Annotated in this window: 17 protein-coding genes; all 17 read left to right on the top strand. The window is 29.3% G+C overall.

Annotated features, from left to right (window positions below):
- Positions 1 to 78 precede the first annotated feature (78 nt).
- On the top strand, positions 79 to 3,591 hold the full coding sequence (nifJ, locus tag AAT22_RS13930) for a pyruvate:ferredoxin (flavodoxin) oxidoreductase (RefSeq protein ID WP_047001675.1): 3,513 nt from the start codon (positions 79 to 81) through the stop codon (positions 3,589 to 3,591).
- A gap of 155 nt (positions 3,592 to 3,746) precedes the next feature.
- Positions 3,747 to 4,079 (top strand): DUF1292 domain-containing protein, encoded by a 333-nt coding sequence (locus AAT22_RS13925; protein WP_016208889.1) that lies wholly within the window; start codon positions 3,747 to 3,749, stop codon positions 4,077 to 4,079.
- Between the two features lie 94 nt (positions 4,080 to 4,173).
- On the top strand, positions 4,174 to 4,995 hold the full coding sequence (locus AAT22_RS13920; RefSeq protein WP_047001674.1) for a PHP domain-containing protein: 822 nt from the start codon (positions 4,174 to 4,176) through the stop codon (positions 4,993 to 4,995).
- 14 nt (positions 4,996 to 5,009) lie between these two features.
- Complete coding sequence (locus AAT22_RS13915; protein WP_016208891.1) at positions 5,010 to 6,203, top strand: pyridoxal phosphate-dependent aminotransferase; 1,194 nt, start codon at positions 5,010 to 5,012, stop codon at positions 6,201 to 6,203.
- 151 nt (positions 6,204 to 6,354) lie between these two features.
- The gene (locus AAT22_RS13910) at positions 6,355 to 6,993 is read left to right on the top strand and encodes an HAD-IB family hydrolase (protein WP_016208892.1); all 639 of its coding nucleotides are present in this window, start codon (positions 6,355 to 6,357) and stop codon (positions 6,991 to 6,993) included.
- 16 nt (positions 6,994 to 7,009) lie between these two features.
- Positions 7,010 to 7,822 carry an aminotransferase class IV gene (locus tag AAT22_RS13905; protein WP_047001673.1) on the top strand — a complete coding sequence of 271 codons (813 nt, stop codon included), beginning with the start codon at positions 7,010 to 7,012 and terminating at the stop codon, positions 7,820 to 7,822.
- Positions 7,823 to 7,941: 119 nt separating this feature from the next.
- The gene (locus AAT22_RS13900) at positions 7,942 to 9,711 is read left to right on the top strand and encodes a flagellar assembly protein A (RefSeq protein WP_047001672.1); all 1,770 of its coding nucleotides are present in this window, start codon (positions 7,942 to 7,944) and stop codon (positions 9,709 to 9,711) included.
- Positions 9,712 to 9,722: 11 nt separating this feature from the next.
- Positions 9,723 to 10,169, top strand: a complete 447-nt coding sequence (locus AAT22_RS13895) for a chemotaxis protein CheW (RefSeq protein ID WP_047001671.1) — start codon at positions 9,723 to 9,725, stop codon at positions 10,167 to 10,169.
- Complete coding sequence (locus AAT22_RS13890; RefSeq protein WP_084820777.1) at positions 10,166 to 10,666, top strand: chemotaxis protein CheD; 501 nt, start codon at positions 10,166 to 10,168, stop codon at positions 10,664 to 10,666. Before AAT22_RS13895 ends, AAT22_RS13890 begins: the two co-directional genes overlap by 4 nt.
- Before the next feature lie 17 nt (positions 10,667 to 10,683).
- Positions 10,684 to 11,274, top strand: a complete 591-nt coding sequence (locus tag AAT22_RS13885) for a CheB methylesterase domain-containing protein (protein WP_016208897.1) — start codon at positions 10,684 to 10,686, stop codon at positions 11,272 to 11,274.
- 8 nt (positions 11,275 to 11,282) lie between these two features.
- Positions 11,283 to 12,047 carry a protein-glutamate O-methyltransferase CheR gene (locus AAT22_RS13880; protein ID WP_016208898.1) on the top strand — a complete coding sequence of 255 codons (765 nt, stop codon included), beginning with the start codon at positions 11,283 to 11,285 and terminating at the stop codon, positions 12,045 to 12,047.
- 14 nt (positions 12,048 to 12,061) lie between these two features.
- The gene (locus AAT22_RS13875; protein ID WP_047001669.1) at positions 12,062 to 14,083 is read left to right on the top strand and encodes a chemotaxis protein CheA; all 2,022 of its coding nucleotides are present in this window, start codon (positions 12,062 to 12,064) and stop codon (positions 14,081 to 14,083) included.
- Between the two features lie 14 nt (positions 14,084 to 14,097).
- Entirely contained in the window at positions 14,098 to 14,697 is a 600-nt protein-coding gene (locus AAT22_RS13870) for a chemotaxis protein CheC (RefSeq protein ID WP_047001668.1), read from the top strand.
- 15 nt (positions 14,698 to 14,712) lie between these two features.
- Complete coding sequence (locus tag AAT22_RS13865) at positions 14,713 to 15,072, top strand: response regulator (protein ID WP_047001667.1); 360 nt, start codon at positions 14,713 to 14,715, stop codon at positions 15,070 to 15,072.
- Between the two features lie 23 nt (positions 15,073 to 15,095).
- Complete coding sequence (locus AAT22_RS13860; protein ID WP_047001666.1) at positions 15,096 to 15,494, top strand: chemotaxis protein CheW; 399 nt, start codon at positions 15,096 to 15,098, stop codon at positions 15,492 to 15,494.
- 16 nt (positions 15,495 to 15,510) lie between these two features.
- The gene (fliM, locus tag AAT22_RS13855; protein WP_016208903.1) at positions 15,511 to 16,506 is read left to right on the top strand and encodes a flagellar motor switch protein FliM; all 996 of its coding nucleotides are present in this window, start codon (positions 15,511 to 15,513) and stop codon (positions 16,504 to 16,506) included.
- Positions 16,499 to 17,581, top strand: a complete 1,083-nt coding sequence (gene fliY, locus AAT22_RS13850; RefSeq protein WP_047001665.1) for a flagellar motor switch phosphatase FliY — start codon at positions 16,499 to 16,501, stop codon at positions 17,579 to 17,581. Before fliM ends, fliY begins: the two co-directional genes overlap by 8 nt.
- The last annotated feature ends 231 nt before the right edge of the window (positions 17,582 to 17,812 follow it).

Here is a 17,812-nt window from a genome sequence, read left to right as displayed (position 1 = left end):
TTAGTTTAAATACAGAAAATAATTCTGTATTTAGTGTAGTTATAAAATTTTATATATAAGGAAGAGAGGTCAAATACGATGAGAAAAATGAAAACTATGGATGGTAATACGGCTGCGGCTCATATATCATATGCTTTCACAGAAGTAGCTGCTATATTCCCAATCACTCCATCATCACCAATGGCTGAACATGTTGATGAATGGGTAGCACAAGGAAGAAAAAACATATTTGGTCAACCTGTTAAGGTTATGGAAATGCAATCAGAAGCAGGAGCAGCTGGTGCTGTTCATGGATCTTTACAAGCAGGTGCATTAACAACAACATATACTGCATCTCAAGGTTTATTATTAATGATCCCAAATATGTACAAGATTGCTGGGGAAATGCTTCCAACAGTATTCCACGTATCAGCTAGAGCTTTAGCAACATCTTCATTAAGTATATTTGGAGATCATCAAGATGTTATGGCTGCAAGACAAACTGGTTTTGCAATGCTTGCAGAAGGATCAGTTCAAGAAGTTATGGATTTATCTCCAGTAGCTCATTTAACAGCAATTAAGACAAGAATTCCATTTATGAACTTCTTTGATGGATTCAGAACTTCACATGAAATCCAAAAAATAGAAGTTTTGGAATATGATGAATTAGCTAAATTAGTTGATTACGATGCTTTAGATGCCTTCAGAAAGAGAGCGTTAAATCCAAATCATCCAGTAACTAGAGGTACAGCACAAAACCCTGATATATATTTCCAAACTAGAGAATCAGTAAACAGATTCTACGAAGATATTCCAGAAGTTGTTGAAAGCTATATGGCTGAAATAACTAAGTTAACAGGAAGAGAATATCATTGTTTCGATTACTATGGAGCTCCAGATGCTGATAGAGTAATAATAACAATGGGATCATCAACTGATGTTGTTGAAGAAACTATTGATTATTTAAGTGCAAAGGGAGAAAAAGTTGGGGTAGTTAAAGTAAGACTTTATAGACCATTCTCTGGAGAAAAATTATTAAAAGCAATACCAGCTACAGTAAAATCTATAGCTGTTTTAGATAGAACAAAGGAACCAGGATCAATTGGAGAACCTTTATACCTAGATGTTAAGAGTGCATTCTATGGTAGAGAAAATGCCCCAGTTATAGTTGGAGGTAGATATGGATTAGGTTCTAAGGATCCAAACCCATCACATATAGCTGCAGTATACGCAAACTTAACTAATGAAAATCCAAAGAATGGATTTACAATAGGAATAGTTGATGATGTAACTAATACATCATTAAATATAGAAGAAGATATCGACGCTACTCCAGAAGGAACTAAAGCATGTAAGTTCTGGGGATTAGGATCAGATGGTACAGTTGGTGCTAATAAGAGTGCTATAAAAATCATCGGTGACCATACAGACATGTATGCTCAAGGATACTTCTCATATGATTCTAAGAAATCTGGTGGTATAACAGTATCACATTTAAGATTTGGTAAGAAGCAAATTAAGTCACCATATTTAATTGATAAAGCTGATTTCGTAGCATGTCATAATCAAGCTTATGTTTATAAATATGATGTATTAGAAGGATTAAAGAAGAATGGTAAGTTCTTATTAAATACAATTTGGACTCCAGAAGAAGTTAATGAAAAGTTACCAGCTTCAATGAAGAGATTTATAGCAGAAAACAATATTGATTTCTATACTTTAAATGCTGTTAAGATAGCACAAGAAATTGGGCTTGGTGGAAGAATCAATATGATAATGCAAGCTGCATTCTTTAAAATTGCTAATATCATTCCAGTTGAAGATGCTGTTAAATACTTAAAAGATGCTGTTGTTAAGTCATACGGTAAAAAAGGTGAGAAAGTTGTTAATATGAACTATGCTGCTATAGATAAAGGTGTTGAGTCTATAGTTAAGATAGAAGTTCCTGCTGATTGGAAAGATGTTGCTGATGAAGTTAAGGAAGAAAGAAAAGATGTACCAGATTTCATCAAAAATATAGTTGAACCAATAAATGCACAAAAGGGATTTGACCTAACAGTTTCACAATTATCAGAATTAGCTGATGGTACATTTATGCCAGGTACTGCTGCATATGAAAAAAGAGGTATAGCTATAAATGTTCCAGAATGGCAACAAGACAAATGTATTCAATGTAATCAATGTGCATATGTATGTCCACATGCTGTTATAAGACCATTCTTATTAAATGAAAATGAAAAAGAAAATGCACCAGAATCAATGAAAATTGTTCCTGCAAAGGCATTGAAGACAGAAGAACCAACATTCTACACAATTGGAGTAACTCCATTAGATTGTACAGGATGTGGAAACTGTGCTCAAGTTTGTCCAGCACCTGGTAAAGCATTAATAATGAAACCAATGGATACTCAAGAAGAACAAATTGAAGCTTGGGAATATGCAGTTAAAGAAGTTTCACTTAAGAAGAATCCAATGAATAAAAATACAGTTAAAGGAAGCCAATTTGAGCAACCATTATTTGAGTTCTCAGGAGCTTGTGCAGGATGTGGAGAAACTCCATATGCTAAACTTGTAACTCAATTATTTGGAGATAGAATGATGATAGCTAATGCTACAGGATGTTCATCAATTTGGGGTGGATCAGTTCCAGCAACTCCATATACTGTAAATAATCAAGGACATGGTCCAGCTTGGGCTAACTCATTATTTGAAGATAATGCTGAATTTGGATTAGGTATGTTCTTAGGAGTTAAGGCTATAAGAGAAAGAATAGCTGACAATATGACTAAAGCTTTAGAAGTTGAAACTTCAGAAGATGTTAAAGCAGTACTTCAAGACTGGTTAGATCATATGAACAGTGGAGAAGGTACTAGATTAAGAGCTGATAGAGTTATTGCTACATTAACACAAGTTGATGCTGATTATGCAAGAGAAATCTTAAAGGATCAAGAATTCCTAGTTAAGAGATCTCAATGGATATTTGGAGGAGACGGATGGGCATATGACATCGGATACGGTGGATTAGACCATGTTCTTGCTTCAGGAGAAGACGTAAATGTTCTTGTATTTGATACAGAAATTTACTCAAATACTGGTGGTCAATCATCTAAATCAACTCCAACAGCTGCAATAGCTAAGTTTGCTGCAGCAGGAAAGAGAACTAAGAAGAAAGATTTAGGAATGATGGCTATGACATATGGATATGTATATGTAGCTCAAATTTCTATGGGTGCTGACAAGAACCAAACTCTTAAAGCAATTGCAGAAGCAGAAGCTTATGATGGTCCATCATTAATAATTGCTTATGCTCCATGTATAAGCCATGGTATTAAGAATGGTATGTCTAATAGCCAAGATGAAGCTAAAAAAGCTGTTGAATGTGGATATTGGGGATTATACAGATATAACCCAACTTTAGTTGGAACTAAGAATCCATTCTCATTAGATTCTAAGGAACCAAAATCTGATTTTAGAGAATTCTTAATGGGTGAAGTAAGATATGCATCACTTGCAAAAGCATTCCCAGAAGCTGCTGATGCTTTATTTGAAAAGACAGAAAAAGATGCTATGGAAAGATTAGCAAACTATAAGAGATTAGCACAACAACAATAATATTTATAATAAGGAACTGCCTTTTGGCAGGTCCTTATTTTTACTTTTTTATTAATAATTAGCGAAACATAAAATATTTTAATATTTTACTTTTAATTTTTGCTAATTAAGGGTAGAATTAAATAGAATCATATCTATGAAGGAGGATTATTAGAATGGATAATGAAAATAAATGTGGATGCCATGATGAAGAAAAAGAATGTGGATGTGGCCATGATCATGAACACCATCATGACGAAGAATGCGGATGTGGAGAAGATCATCATGAACATTTTGTTGTAGATTTAGAAGACGAGAATGGAAATGTTGTATCATGTCAAATTATAGACGCTTTTGAATTTGAAGAAAATGAATATATTTTAGCTCAAGATCCTAATGAAGATTCAGTATACTTATTTAGATCAAATGAAGATGGAGAATTAATAATTCCAGAAGAAGAAGAATTTGATAGAGTATCAAAATTCTACAGTGAAGATTTAGCTGAATAATCATAAAAGTGCCTTTTAGGCACTTTTTTTATTTGTCATTTTATATTAATAATGATATATTTTTAATATATTACTTAAGAAATAAGGTGTTAAAATGAACTATGCAGATTTACATATTCATTCAAATTATTCAGACGGTAACTTGGCACCGGAACAAATTATAAATTTAGCTCAAAAAGCGGGAGTGAAAATTATATCTATAACAGATCATGATTCAATATCTTCCCAATATGTTATTAATAATGAATATGAAGATATAAATATAATACCTGGAATAGAGCTAAGTACTGAATATGAGGATCTAGAAATTCATGTATTAGGATATTTTATTAATATAAATGATATAGACTTAATAAAAACCGTAGAACAGCTAAATAAATCTAGAATAGAAAGAGTTGAGGAAATACTTTTTAAATTGAAAAAAAATAACATCCATATTACTTTAGAGGATTTAGCAGTTGATATAAAATCTACCATAGGAAGAGGGCATGTTGCCAATGCTATGGTTAAGAAAGGATACTTTGATAATTATAAAAGTGCATTTTCTAGTTTTTTGGTAAAGGGAAAACCTGCTTATGTAAAAGGATGTAAGTTAAGTTATAAAGAGGCTATAAAAATAATAAATAACTCAGGTGGGATATCAGTATTGGCTCATCCAGGACAAATTTATAAAAAAATAGCTGTAGAAAGTATAATTAAAGATTTGAAATTCTATGGATTAAAAGGTATTGAAGTATATCATCCAAGTCATTCGAGAGAACAATCAAATGATTTTTATAATTTATGTAAGAAATATAAATTATTAATAACAGGAGGTAGTGATTATCATGGAAAAGACTGCCACAACGAAAATTTCATAGGAAGCTATGGAATAGATAAAGATTTGCTAAATAAATTAATAAATTATAGAAGATAATTGGGGGAAGAGTAATGAATTTATCTAACAAGGCTAAAGAAATAAATCCATCTATAACATTGGAAATTACAGCAAAGGCAAAAGAGTTGAAAGAATTAGGGGTTGATGTAGTAAGTTTTGGAGCAGGAGAACCAGATTTTAACACTCCAGAAAATATTATAGAAGCAGCTATAAAAGCAATGAAGGATGGAAAAACTAAATATACTCCAACAAGTGGAATTTTAGATTTAAGAAAAGCTATATGTAAAAAGTTAAATAAAGACAATGATTTAAATTATGAACCAAATCAAATAGTAGTATCAACTGGAGCTAAACAATCTTTAGCAAATGCATTTACGGCAATATTAAATAAAGGTGATGAAGTTATAATAGCAACTCCTTATTGGGTAAGTTATCCAGAACTAATCAAATTATCTGATGGAGTACCTGTGATTCTTAAAACCATTAAAGAAAATGATTATAAGTATACAATTAACGAATTGAGATCTTCAATTACAAGGAATACTAAGGCCATAGTAATAAATAGCCCAAATAATCCAACTGGAAGTATTTATACCAAAGAAGAATTATTTGAAATAGCAGAATTTGCAAAAGAAAATAATTTAATAATAATTTCTGATGAGATATATGAAAAATTAATATATGATAATGAAAAACACATAAGTATTGCATCAATATCAGAGGATGCCTATAATAGAACAATAGTAATTAATGGTTTATCAAAAGCGTATGCTATGACTGGATGGAGAATTGGATATTCGGCTTGCAATAAAGAAATAGCAAAATTAATGAGTAGTGTGCAAAGTCATGTTACATCAAATATAAATTCAATATCTCAATATGCCGCAATCGAAGCATTAAGTGGGCCAAAAGAAAGCATAAATATAATGATAAAGGAATTTGAAAAAAGAAGAAATTATATGATTAATAGGCTTAAGCAAATTAATGATTTATCAATAATAGAGCCTAAAGGGGCTTTTTATATAATGATTTGCATTGATAAATATTATAATAAATCAATTAATAATGAAAAGATAAAATCATCTTTGGATTTTTCAAAAAGTATCTTAGAAGAAGAAAAGGTAGCAGTAATACCAGGAGTTGCTTTCGGTCTAGATAATTATATAAGATTGTCTTATGCTACGTCTATGGAAATAATTGAAGAAGGATTAAATAGGCTGGAAAGATATTTAAAAAAATTAAAATAGAAAGATTAAGGCACTTAAAAAAATAGGTGCCTTAATTTTTTAGTTGAAATAATATTATTTATAGCTTTTAAGTCAAATCAATTATGAATTTGTTTAAATATAAGGATTTATAGTATATAATTAATAATGAAGCATTTTAGGAGGAATTATAATGGAAAAATTGGCAATATTCGATGTGGATTATACTATAACAAAAAAAGAAACCTTAATGCAATTATTTAAATACGTTATTATGAAAGATATAAAAAATATTAGATTTCTTCCAAGAGCATTATATAGTGGTTTTATGTATTCAATAAACATATATGATGAAAAGAGAGTGAAAGAAAGTTTTCTTAAATTTATAGAAGGAATAGAAGAAAAAGATTTAGCTCTACTAGTGAAGAATTTTTATAAAGATGTTTTAGAAAAAAATTTATATGAAGATGCTATAAAAATGATGAAAAATTTAAAAAGTAAAGGTTATAAGGTGTATTTAATATCTGCATCTCCTGAATTCTATTTAAGGGAGTTTTATGCGATAAAGGAAGTAGATATGATAATAGGAACAAGATTTACTTTAGAAAGTGGAAAGTTTATAAGAAAAATGCAAGGTGAGAATTGTAAAGGAGAAGAAAAAGTTAAAAGATTAAAAGAAGTTTTAGAAAAAGAAAATATAGAAGTTGATTATAAAAATTCTTATATGTTTTCTGATTCCTTATCTGATAAACCATTATTAGATCTAGTTGGTAATGCATATTTAATAAATTTTAGAAAGAAAAATACTTTTGAAGTATTAAGATGGAAATAATGAGGAGGAAGACTTGATGGAAGCTATTTTAGATTATTATTTAGAAGATGGACATTTGGAAAGTATAAAAAATTATACTACAGATTCAGTAGAAAGAGATAGAATTATATATGAGGTTATAAGAGTAATAGATAGAGTTCCATTGTTTTATGAGGATCATATAAAAAGATTAGAATCTTCTTTTAGGCTAATGGATAAGAATTTTTCTTATAAATACGATAAAATTAAAGACTATTTAATTAGTCTTATTGAAGGTAATAATATAGATTTTGGAAATATTAAATTAACTTTCGATATAAAAACCGATACTATGAAAGTATTTAGTATAAAGCATAGTTATCCTAGTGATGATCTTTATAAAAGCGGAGTAAATACTATACTTTATCACGGAGAAAGAAAAAATCCTAATGCTAAAGTAGTTGATAGTAATTTTAGAGAAAAAGTAAATAATGAAATAATAAAAGCTAATGCTTTTGAAGCAATACTAGTTAATTCTAATGGATTTATAACAGAAGGAAGCAAATCAAATATATTTATGATAGAAAATGGAGTATTATATACTTCACCTTTAGAAGATGTTTTGCCAGGAGTCACAAGAGGGAGAATCATATCATTAGCTAAAAGCTTAGGAATAGGATTTGAAGAAAAAAAGATAAATTTTAAAGAAGTAGATAATTTAGATGCTATGTTCATATCGGGAACATCTCCTAAAATATTGCCTATAGCTAAAGTTGATAATATAACTTTAGATGTAAATAATGATATAATGCAGAAGTTAATTAAGGGATTTAATGAAGAAATAATTATATATATAAATAAATTTAGATAAAGAAACAATAAAATATTGTTGTTTTCAAATAAAATTAAATACTATTCAAATATATTTTAAATTATGGTATTATTAAATTATTGGATTAATAATATAAAATTTGGAAGGTGTATGATAATATGGGGGAAAATCATAATAGTATTAGTGCTATAGATGGAAGTGTTTATGTTAAAAATAGGGAGATAATAGTAAAAAATCCAGAAAATAATGGTAAGCTTGCAATTATTTCTCCACCTTCACGAGGAGAATTATATATAAATGAAAAAAGAATAAATAAACCCCATAGCATAAGTGAAGATGACTACATAGAATTTAAGGAGTTTAGAGAGCAAGGACAAAGAATTATAGATATAAGTTTGAATGAAGATAAAACAGAAGCTTATATTTCGATAACATATAAAAAAGAAATCGTATATTATTTAAAAGATATAGAGGCAAGTAGTAACTTAATTTTAGATATAGAAGCTAAAGAAGAAGCTGAACCTCCAATAATAAACGAAAGTGAGCTAAATAATGAGTTAAAAAAGGTTAGAATATCTTATGGAATTGATAATGATGCTATAAAGTATATAGCAAGTAGTGGAAATGTTTACCGAAAGATAATAGCTAGAGGGATAAAGGCTAAAGAACCAATTGAAGATAGTATAAAAATATTTTTTAACTCTAGTAATAAAATAAAAATAGATGACGATGTAGAAAAAGTTGATTATAGAGATTTTAATTTTATAGTAAGTGTTAAAGCTGGTGAAGTTTTAGCCGAAATTATAAAAGGAGAAAATGGTGTTGATGGAAGAAATGTTTTTTCAGAAAAGATACCAGGAAAAGAAAAGAAAAAAATTGTTTTTTCAGCAGGACAAGGCTCTAAGTTAAAAGATAATTTAATAATTTCAACTATAGATGGAAAACCATGCTTTGATAAAGGAAAAGTATGGGTTGAACCAATGTATGTATTAAATAAAGATGTTACAATTTCTACAGGTAATATTAAATTTCCTGCTAATGTTCAAATAAATGGTAAAGTAACAGAAGGAATGAGTGTATATTCTGAAGGAAGTGTTCTTATAAAAAATGGAGTATTTAGCGGATTTATTGAAGCAAAAGACACATCTGAAATTAAAGGGAATATAGTTAGTTCTATTATTGATATAGGAGGTAAAGACTTAATTAAAGAAAAACGAATTAAGGAATTAAGGGAATTAAAAGATTATTTAAAATCATTAATAAACAATATAGTATATCTTAAAGATCATAATTTTGTTCAAAATAATGTAACATATGGAATGATAATTAAGTCATTAATAGAAACAAAATATAAGAATATCCCAAAAGTTTGCATTAAGATTATTTCACATACAATGCAAGATGATTGTCATAATTCACGAGTTGTTAAGTTAGTAAAAGAAAAGCTCATAGGAGCAGCTCCTAGTAATATAAAAAATATAAACGAATTAGATGAAATAATGTTTGAATTAGATAAGGAAATAGAGGATCTTGAGAAAGAGGTTGTAATAGCTTCAGACTTAATAATAGAATATGCTCAAGAATCTCAAATAAATGTTATGGGAAATATAAATATAACAGGAAAAGGGCTATTTACTAGTAAACTATATGCATCTTGTAATATTAATTTTTTAAAAGGAAATTCAGTGTGTAGGGGTGGTCACTTAAAAGCAGGCAAGCTAATTAAAGCTTCTATTATAGGAAGTGAATCAGGGGTAGTTACAAGCTTGGAAGTTGAGAAGGATGGAGAGATAAATGTAGATATTGCGTATCATAACACTATTTTTATTATAGGAAATAAAAAATATATTCTAGAAAAACCATCAAAAAATGTACATGCTTACATAGAAAAAGATGGAAGTTTAAACGTAGAAAAATTACTTCTATAGGAGGAAAGAGAATGAAGGAGATAAAAATATTAGTCTTTAAATTAGGTAATGAATTTTATGCTACAGACATAATGGAAGTAGAAAGAATTTTAGGCTATGAAGAGCCTACTGCATTGCCAGATTCACCAAGCTTTTTAGATGGTGTAATCAACTATGAAAATGGAGTTTTACCTATTATAAATCTTGTTAACAAATTTAAATTAAAAATAGAAAATAGTATAGACAAGAAGATTATAGTGGTAAAAAGAAATGTAGGAAAATTTGGAATATGCGTGGATAGTGTTAGTGAAGTTCAAAGTATATTAGAAGAAGAAATAAATAATCCAGAGAGTCTTTCAACCTTAATATCAAAAAGATATATAAAGGGGTTAGTAAAAAAACATAATAATATAATTATTATGTTAGACTTAGAAAAAATATTAACGATAGAAGAAGAAGAGATTATTTTTCAGGGGTGACAAATTTGGAAGATAAAAAAGAGGTTAGAGTTGGAATAGCTGATGCTGCAGTTGTATCTACCCCAGACAGGCTAATAACTTTGGGACTTGGATCTTGTGTTGGTATAGCATTATATGATAAAGAAAAAAAAATAGCAGGACTAGTTCATATAATGTTACCAGATAGCACACAGTTTAAAAATATAGTAAATCCATTTAAATATGCAGATTTAGGAATTGAAAAATTATTATCAGAAATGATATCTCTTGGATGTAGAAAAAATAATATTATATGCAAAATAGCAGGTGGAGCATCTATGTTTAATTTTCCAGATAAGAAAATAATAAGTGATGTAGGTAAAAGAAATAGTCTTGCAGTTGTAGAAATGCTAAATAAACTATCTATCCCGATAATAGCTGAAGATACAGGTGGGAACAAAGGAAGGACTATGATTTTAGAAAGCGAAGATGGTGCAGTAACAATTAAAAGTATAGGAAGTGGACTAAAAAGGCTATAGGAGGTGGATGCACTATTTTGGTACATAATGACTTGAAGAATAGACGAGATATAATTTTAATAGGAGCATCAACAGGTGGACCAAATGCAATTGAAAAAGTTATTTCAGGATTAACTACAGACTTGAATATATCAGTTTTAGTAGTTCAACATATGCCAAGTGGTTTTACAAGAGCCTTTGCAGAAAGATTAAATAAAAAATGTCAGTTGAATGTTTTAGAAGCTAGTAATGGTATAAAAATAGAAAAAAACAAAATATATATTGCGCCAGGCGGTTATCACATGATAGTAGAAAGAGGTGGCATTATAAGGCTTAATCAAGAGCCACCAATTTGGGGGGTAAGACCTGCTGTAGATAAATTGTTTATATCAGCATCTAGTATATATGGAAATAGAATTATATCTGTTGTGCTTACTGGCATGGGAAAAGATGGTGCAGAAGGAACTGTAGTTGTAAAAATGAACAAAGGAATAACTATATCACAGGATGAAAGTAGCTCTATAATTTATGGAATGCCAAAGGTTACATATGAAACTGGATGTGTAGATTATGTACTTTCATTGAATAATATTACAGCAAAAATAAAAAGCTTAGTTAATGCGACTTAGGAGGATATATGGACTTTACAGAGTTTCACAATTGGATATATAAAGAGTTCAATATTAATTTAAATGCATATAAGCCAGAACAATTGAATAGAAGAATTGGAAGCTTAATGTCGAGAATAGGAGTAGATTCCTTAGAAAATTATAAAAAACTTTTATTATCAGATAAAGATGAAAGGCAAAGATTCCTAGATTTTATAACCATTAATGTTACAGAATTTTTTAGGAATCCAGAACTATTTAGTGAATTAGAAAATACTTTGAAAAATTATATTTTAGCTAATAATAGATTGAAAGTTTGGAGTGCAGCGTGTTCAATAGGTTGTGAACCTTATAGTATTGCCATGATGTTAAGTGAAATAAATTCAAATGGTAGAAATAACATAATTGCAACAGATATAGACGATACTATACTAAAGAGAGCAAGGCTTGGAGAGTATACACAAGCTGAAATGAAAAACATAAATGAAGAATATAAAAGAAAATATTTTAAAGTAGTAAAAGATAAGTACATAATAGAAAATAAAATAAAATCAATGGTTACCTACAAAAAGCACGATTTGATTTTAGATTATTATGATAAAGATTTTGATTTGATAGTATGTAGAAATGTAATAATATATTTTAAAAATGAAGTAAAAAAAGATATTTTCAAAAGATTTGCAGATTCCTTAAAAAAAGGTGGATTATTATTTGTAGGAGCTACAGAAAGTATTTATAATTATAAAGAGTATGGCTTGGAAAAAGTATCTACTTTTATTTATAAGAAAGTATAAAGGGGTGAAATAAAATGGACGTATCTCAATACATGGGAATGTTTTTAGAAGAATCAATGGATAATTTACAAAATTTAAATGAAGCGCTATTAGATTTAGAACAAAATCCAAATAATATAGATAAGGTGAATGAAATATTTAGAGTAGCTCATACTATAAAAGGAATGGCGGCTACAATGGGTTATAGTAATATAGCTGAATTAACTCATAAGATGGAAGATATTTTATCAAGGTTTAGAGAAGGAAAATTAAGCGTTACTAGAAATGTAGTTACAGTACTATTTGATTGTTTAGATACTTTAGAAAAAATGGTTAGCAATATAGAAGATGGTAACGATGAAGATGTAGAAATAAAAAATATTATAGAAGATCTAGAAAATGTAGTTAATAATAAGATAGAAGAAAAAGAAGAAGAAGAAGAAGAAGAAATAAACAAAGAAAATATTAATAATTCTACAAAAATTGAATTAAATCAATATGATTTATCAGTAATGAAGCAAGCAAGTGAAAATGGCTTTAATGGAGTTAATATAGAAATAATATTAAGAGAAGATACTTTATTAAAATCAGCAAGAGCATTTTTAATAGTTCAGGAACTTGAAACTCAAGGAGAGATATTAAAATCTTTTCCATCAACAGAAGATATAGAAAATGAACAATTTGATACAGAATTATTTTTTGTTTTGATAACATCTAAGTCTAAGGAAGAAATAGAAGACTTAGTTATGAATATTTCAGAGATCAGAAGTGTGGAAACTTCATATGTGGTTTTAGATGATGCTTTTATAACAGAAAAAAATATCGCTAATAATGAAATAGTAAGTGAATTAGAAAAAATTCATATAAAAGAAGATTTAGTAAAAAATAAAGTTGAAAAACAAGAAAAGAAGAGAGAAAATAATAAAAAAGCTCACCAATCAGTTAGGGTTGATTTGCAAAGAATTGATAAGCTTATGAACATGGTTTCAGAACTTGTTATATACAGAACAAGATTAGAACAAATTGTAATTAATGATAAATCACAAGAACTTATAGAAACTTTAGAGCAAGTTGAAAGAACTACATCTGACTTACAAGACTTGGTAATGAAGATAAGAATGCTTCCTTTAGAAGTTGTATTTAATAGGTTCCCTAGAATGATAAGAGATTTATCAGTAGAACTTAAAAAAGAGATAAATTTTGTTATAGAAGGTGCTGAAACAGAATTAGATAGAACTGTTATAGACGAAATAGGAGAGCCATTAATACATCTTTTAAGAAATGCAGCAGATCATGGAATAGAAAGTAAAGAAGAAAGAATTGCAAAAGGAAAGGACCCCGTTGGAACAATAAAATTAGTAGCTTATCAAGAAGGAACTAAGGCGTTAATAAAGGTAAGTGATGATGGAGCTGGAATAAATCTTGAAAAGGTGAAAGCTAAAGCTGAAAAAGTTGGTATAAATACTGATGGACTTAGTGATAATGATATTAGAAACTTAATATTTGCACAAGGCTTTAGTACTAATACAGTGGTTACAGACATATCAGGACGTGGGGTAGGAATGGATGTTGTTAAAACTAAAATTTCTTCCTTAGGAGGAACTGTAGATGTTATAAGTGAAGAAGGAAAAGGATCAAGTTTTATTATAAAATTACCTTTAACTCTTCAAATAATTCAAGCTCTTTTAGTTAAAGTAGGAAATGAAACTTTAGCAATATCTTTAGGATTTATAGATAGAGTTATAGATTATAAAGAAGAAAATATCAAAAAGACTAATGGAGAAGAAGTAATAGTTTATCGTGATAACATTATACCTCTAATAAGATTAAATGAAAGACTTGGAATTGAAACTACAGAGAGTAAGAAGAAATTCATAATTATAGTTAAGATAGGAGAAAAAACCGTTGGATTACTAGTTGACTCATTATTTGGTCAGCAAGAAATAGTAATAAAGCCTTTAGGAAAAACTTTAAGATCACTAAAGGAATATATAGGAGCTACAATACTTGGAAATGGTTTAGTAACATTGATTCTTGATGTGGCAGCATTGATTTAGAGAGGAGGATTTTTATGGAATACAAAAATTTAACAACCTTTCAATTAGATGCTTTAAGGGAAGTTTCTAACATAGGAGCTGGAAATTCAGCAACAGCTTTATCAATGTTGCTTGGAACCAAAATAGATATGTCAGTTCCAAGTACAAACTTGATAGAGTTTGACGAATTATTTAATAGTTATAAAGAAAATGAAGTTGTAGCTGTATTAGTAAAAGTGCTTGATGATATTCCAGGAAGTATTCTTTATGTGTTTGAAAAAGATGTAGCTTTAAACATGATATCAAAAATGATTTCTAATGATGAAGAAACATTAACAGAAATGGGGATATCAGTTATAGGTGAGATAGGTAATATAATATCCTCATCTTTTATGAATGCAATCGCAAATTTTACAGGATTAAAGGCAACAGCTTCAGTACCTGCGGTAGCTAATGACATGCTAAGTGCAATACTTGTTTCAACTTTTGTTGAAACAGGTCAGCACCAAGAGTATGTTTTAGATATAGAAACATTATTTATAGGAGAAGGAAGCCACAAAATAGAAGGACATTTCTATTTTGTACCTGCTCCAGGATCATTAGAAAAAATTTTAGAATCACTAGGAATAAGATAATTTGGAGGGATTAAAATGACAAAAGTTTTAATAGTAGATGATGCAGCTTTTATGAGAATGATGATAAAGGATATATTACAAAAAAATGGTTTCGAAGTTGTAGGAGAAGCTTGCAATGGAATAGAAGCGGTAAATTTATATAAAAAAGAAAATCCAGACGTTGTAACAATGGATATAACTATGCCAGATATGGATGGAATAGAAGCAGTAAAGGAAATTAGAAAATTTGATTCAGCTGCAAAGATTATAATGTGTTCTGCTATGGGACAACAATCAATGGTTATGGATGCAATTAAATCAGGTGCAAAAGATTTTATTGTAAAACCATTCCAAGCGGATAGGGTGTTAGAAGCAATAAGAAAGGTAGTTGGTTAAAAACTATTTAGGAGGCAAGTTAAATGCAATTTGTAATATTTAAATTAGGGGAAGAGCATTTTGCAGTAGAAACAGACAAAATACTAAGCATAAATGATATGATGACTATAACAAAGGTGCCTAAATCTCCAGAGTATATAAAAGGGTTGATAAATCTCAGAGGAAGTATAAAATCCTTAGTTGATGTTAATTTATTACTAAATATAAAATCTGAGAAAGAACAAAATAATATAATAATATTAAAGGTTGATGAAGAGGAAATAGGCATATCAGTAGATGAAGTTGAAGAAGTCATAGATATAGATGAATATAAATTGCAAAAGCTAGAAACTCATAATACTGAAGGATATATAAAGGGAGTAATTGACTTAGAAGGTAGATTACTAACAGTAATAGATATAGAAAAAATATTAAACCACTAAGAAATGAGGGAGAAAAATGGCAGAGGTTTTAAGTCAAAGCGAAATAGATGCTCTTCTTTCTGCCTTATCTACAGGAGATGTTGAACCAGAACAGCTAAAAGAAAAAGAAGAAAAACACAAAATAAAGAAATATGATTTTAGAAGTCCTCAAAAGTTCTCAAAAGACCATATAAGGACTTTAGAAATGGTTCACGATGCTTTTGCAAGAATAATAAGCAATTACCTTTCAGGACAGCTTAGAAAACATGTTAGAGTAGATATTCAAAGTGTAGAGCAGATAACCTATGAAGAGTTTGTTCACTCTATTCCTAATCCCACTATACTGACTATTTTTAAAATGCCGCCACTTCAAGGAAATATATTACTAGAAATGAATCCACAATTTTCATTTCAAATATTAGATATACTTTTAGGAGGAACAGGTGATAGAGAAGAAAGGGCAAAAGAATTTTCTGAAATAGATAAAAATATTTTATCAAATATTACTTCCGAAATGATAAAGTCCTTAATTTTAGCTTGGGATGGTATTTTAGAGGTGAAACCAGAATTTGAAGGGCTTGAAACTAATGCATCAGCCAATCAAACGTTGGCACCTAATGAACCTGTTGCCCTACTTAGTTTTTCAGTTGAACTAGGGAAAAGTACGACATATATGAATTTATGTATTCCATATTTAAGTGTGGAAAAAGTATTAGATAAACTTGTTGTTCAATATTGGTTCAAAACAGATGAATCAGAACTTCAAGATGAGTCAAGAGAAAAGCTTAAGAAAGGCATGGAGCCTGTAGAGGTAAATATGCATGTTCAACTAGGTAAAACCAATATAACCATAGACGATTTTTTAAAGTTAGTTAAGGGAGATGTTTTAGTATTAAATTCTCAATACAGTGATCCTGTAAGAGTTTTTGTAGAAGATGAAGAATGTTTTATAGCAAAGCCTGGGACTATAGGAAAAAATATAGGGATAGAGCTTTTAGATATTATAGATAAGGATGTGATTGAGAATGAGTAATGGGTTTTTATCTCAAGAAGAAATAGACTCATTGTTAAATGGCAGTATGGAAACTCAAGAGCCAGAGCTAATATCAGATATAGAGAAAGATCTGCTTGGAGAAATAGGAAATATTTCTATGGGATCAGCATCAACAGCTCTTTATCAACTTATAAATAAGCAAGTTAATATAACAACTCCTAAGGTTAAGGTAACAACCTTAAGAGAAATAAAAAATAATTTTGAGTATCCTAATATAATTTTAGATGTTGAATATGTATCTGGAATAACCGGAAGAAATATATTAATAATGCAAACAACAGATGCAGCAGTAATTGCTAATCTTATGATGGGTGGAGATGGTCAAGTCAATACTACAGAGCTTTCAGAGATAGAAGTAAGTGCAGTTCAAGAAGCTATGAATCAAATGATAGGATCAGCAGCAACATCTATGGCAACCATGTTTGCAAGAGAAGTAAATATATCACCTCCGAAGTCAACAATATGGAGAGATATTAATGAAAAAGTATCAGAAAATATTCCGGAGGATGAAGCAATAGTTGAAGTTCGTTTTGATTTGACTATAGAAGGATTACTTCAATCCAATATGATGCAAATACTACCTATAGATACAGCAAAGAAGATTGTAACTATAATGATGGGTGAAGAAAAAGAAGTTGATAAAGAGATAATTCAAGAAGCGGCATATGATAGAGAGTATAAAATAGAAGAAAAACCTATAAGTACTGTAGAAACAAAAAAAGTAGAAGAAAAACCTATAGAAGTACATGGAGCTAGCTTTGAACCTTTATCACAAGGTATTATTGGAGAATCACATAAAAATATAGATTTAATACTTGATGTTCCATTGGAGGTTTCTGTAATTTTAGGAAGAACTAAAAAAAGTATTAAAGATATATTAAATTTAAGCACAGGATCTCTAATAGAATTAGATAAGCTTGCAGAAGAACCAGTAGAAATTCTGATAAATGGTAAAAAAATAGCCTATGGAGAAGTTGTAGTTGTTGACGAAAACTTTGGAGTTAGAATAACAAGTATTGTAAGTGGAGCAGATAGAATAAGATCACTTAAATAATACATAGGGACTGTTAAATTATTAATTAATAATTGATAATAGAAATATAGAAAAAACTCCTACGTAAACTTGACCCTGTCAAGTAGACAATAGAAAAAAGACTCTTTATGCGGCATGAGACTTATATTGAATAGGACTCATGCCGTATTTTAGTAGTATTCGCTCATTATTATAAAACCAAATATATTCATTGATTTCATTTATTAATTTGTAAGCGGTTCAGAAAATAGC

The sequence above is a fragment of the Clostridium sp. C8 genome, from assembly GCF_001010885.1.
Taxonomy (GTDB): domain Bacteria; phylum Bacillota; class Clostridia; order Clostridiales; family Clostridiaceae; genus Clostridium; species Clostridium sartagoforme.
The sequence above is the reverse complement of the archived record's forward strand: the minus strand, read 5'-3'. Positions and strand labels throughout refer to the sequence as shown.

Bases quoted from the DNA above. Each gene is read 5' to 3' on its own strand.
- nifJ (WP_047001675.1), top strand. From the start codon at position 79: ATGAGAAAAATGAAAACTATGGATGGTAATACGGCTGCGGCTCATATA.
- AAT22_RS13925 (WP_016208889.1), top strand. From the start codon at position 3,747: ATGGATAATGAAAATAAATGTGGATGCCATGATGAAGAAAAAGAATGT.
- AAT22_RS13920 (WP_047001674.1), top strand. From the start codon at position 4,174: ATGAACTATGCAGATTTACATATTCATTCAAATTATTCAGACGGTAAC.
- AAT22_RS13915 (WP_016208891.1), top strand. From the start codon at position 5,010: ATGAATTTATCTAACAAGGCTAAAGAAATAAATCCATCTATAACATTG.
- AAT22_RS13910 (WP_016208892.1), top strand. From the start codon at position 6,355: ATGGAAAAATTGGCAATATTCGATGTGGATTATACTATAACAAAAAAA.
- AAT22_RS13905 (WP_047001673.1), top strand. From the start codon at position 7,010: ATGGAAGCTATTTTAGATTATTATTTAGAAGATGGACATTTGGAAAGT.
- AAT22_RS13900 (WP_047001672.1), top strand. From the start codon at position 7,942: ATGGGGGAAAATCATAATAGTATTAGTGCTATAGATGGAAGTGTTTAT.
- AAT22_RS13895 (WP_047001671.1), top strand. From the start codon at position 9,723: ATGAAGGAGATAAAAATATTAGTCTTTAAATTAGGTAATGAATTTTAT.
- AAT22_RS13880 (WP_016208898.1), top strand. From the start codon at position 11,283: ATGGACTTTACAGAGTTTCACAATTGGATATATAAAGAGTTCAATATT.
- AAT22_RS13875 (WP_047001669.1), top strand. From the start codon at position 12,062: ATGGACGTATCTCAATACATGGGAATGTTTTTAGAAGAATCAATGGAT.
- AAT22_RS13870 (WP_047001668.1), top strand. From the start codon at position 14,098: ATGGAATACAAAAATTTAACAACCTTTCAATTAGATGCTTTAAGGGAA.
- AAT22_RS13865 (WP_047001667.1), top strand. From the start codon at position 14,713: ATGACAAAAGTTTTAATAGTAGATGATGCAGCTTTTATGAGAATGATG.
- AAT22_RS13860 (WP_047001666.1), top strand. From the start codon at position 15,096: ATGCAATTTGTAATATTTAAATTAGGGGAAGAGCATTTTGCAGTAGAA.
- fliM (WP_016208903.1), top strand. From the start codon at position 15,511: ATGGCAGAGGTTTTAAGTCAAAGCGAAATAGATGCTCTTCTTTCTGCC.
- fliY (WP_047001665.1), top strand. From the start codon at position 16,499: ATGAGTAATGGGTTTTTATCTCAAGAAGAAATAGACTCATTGTTAAAT.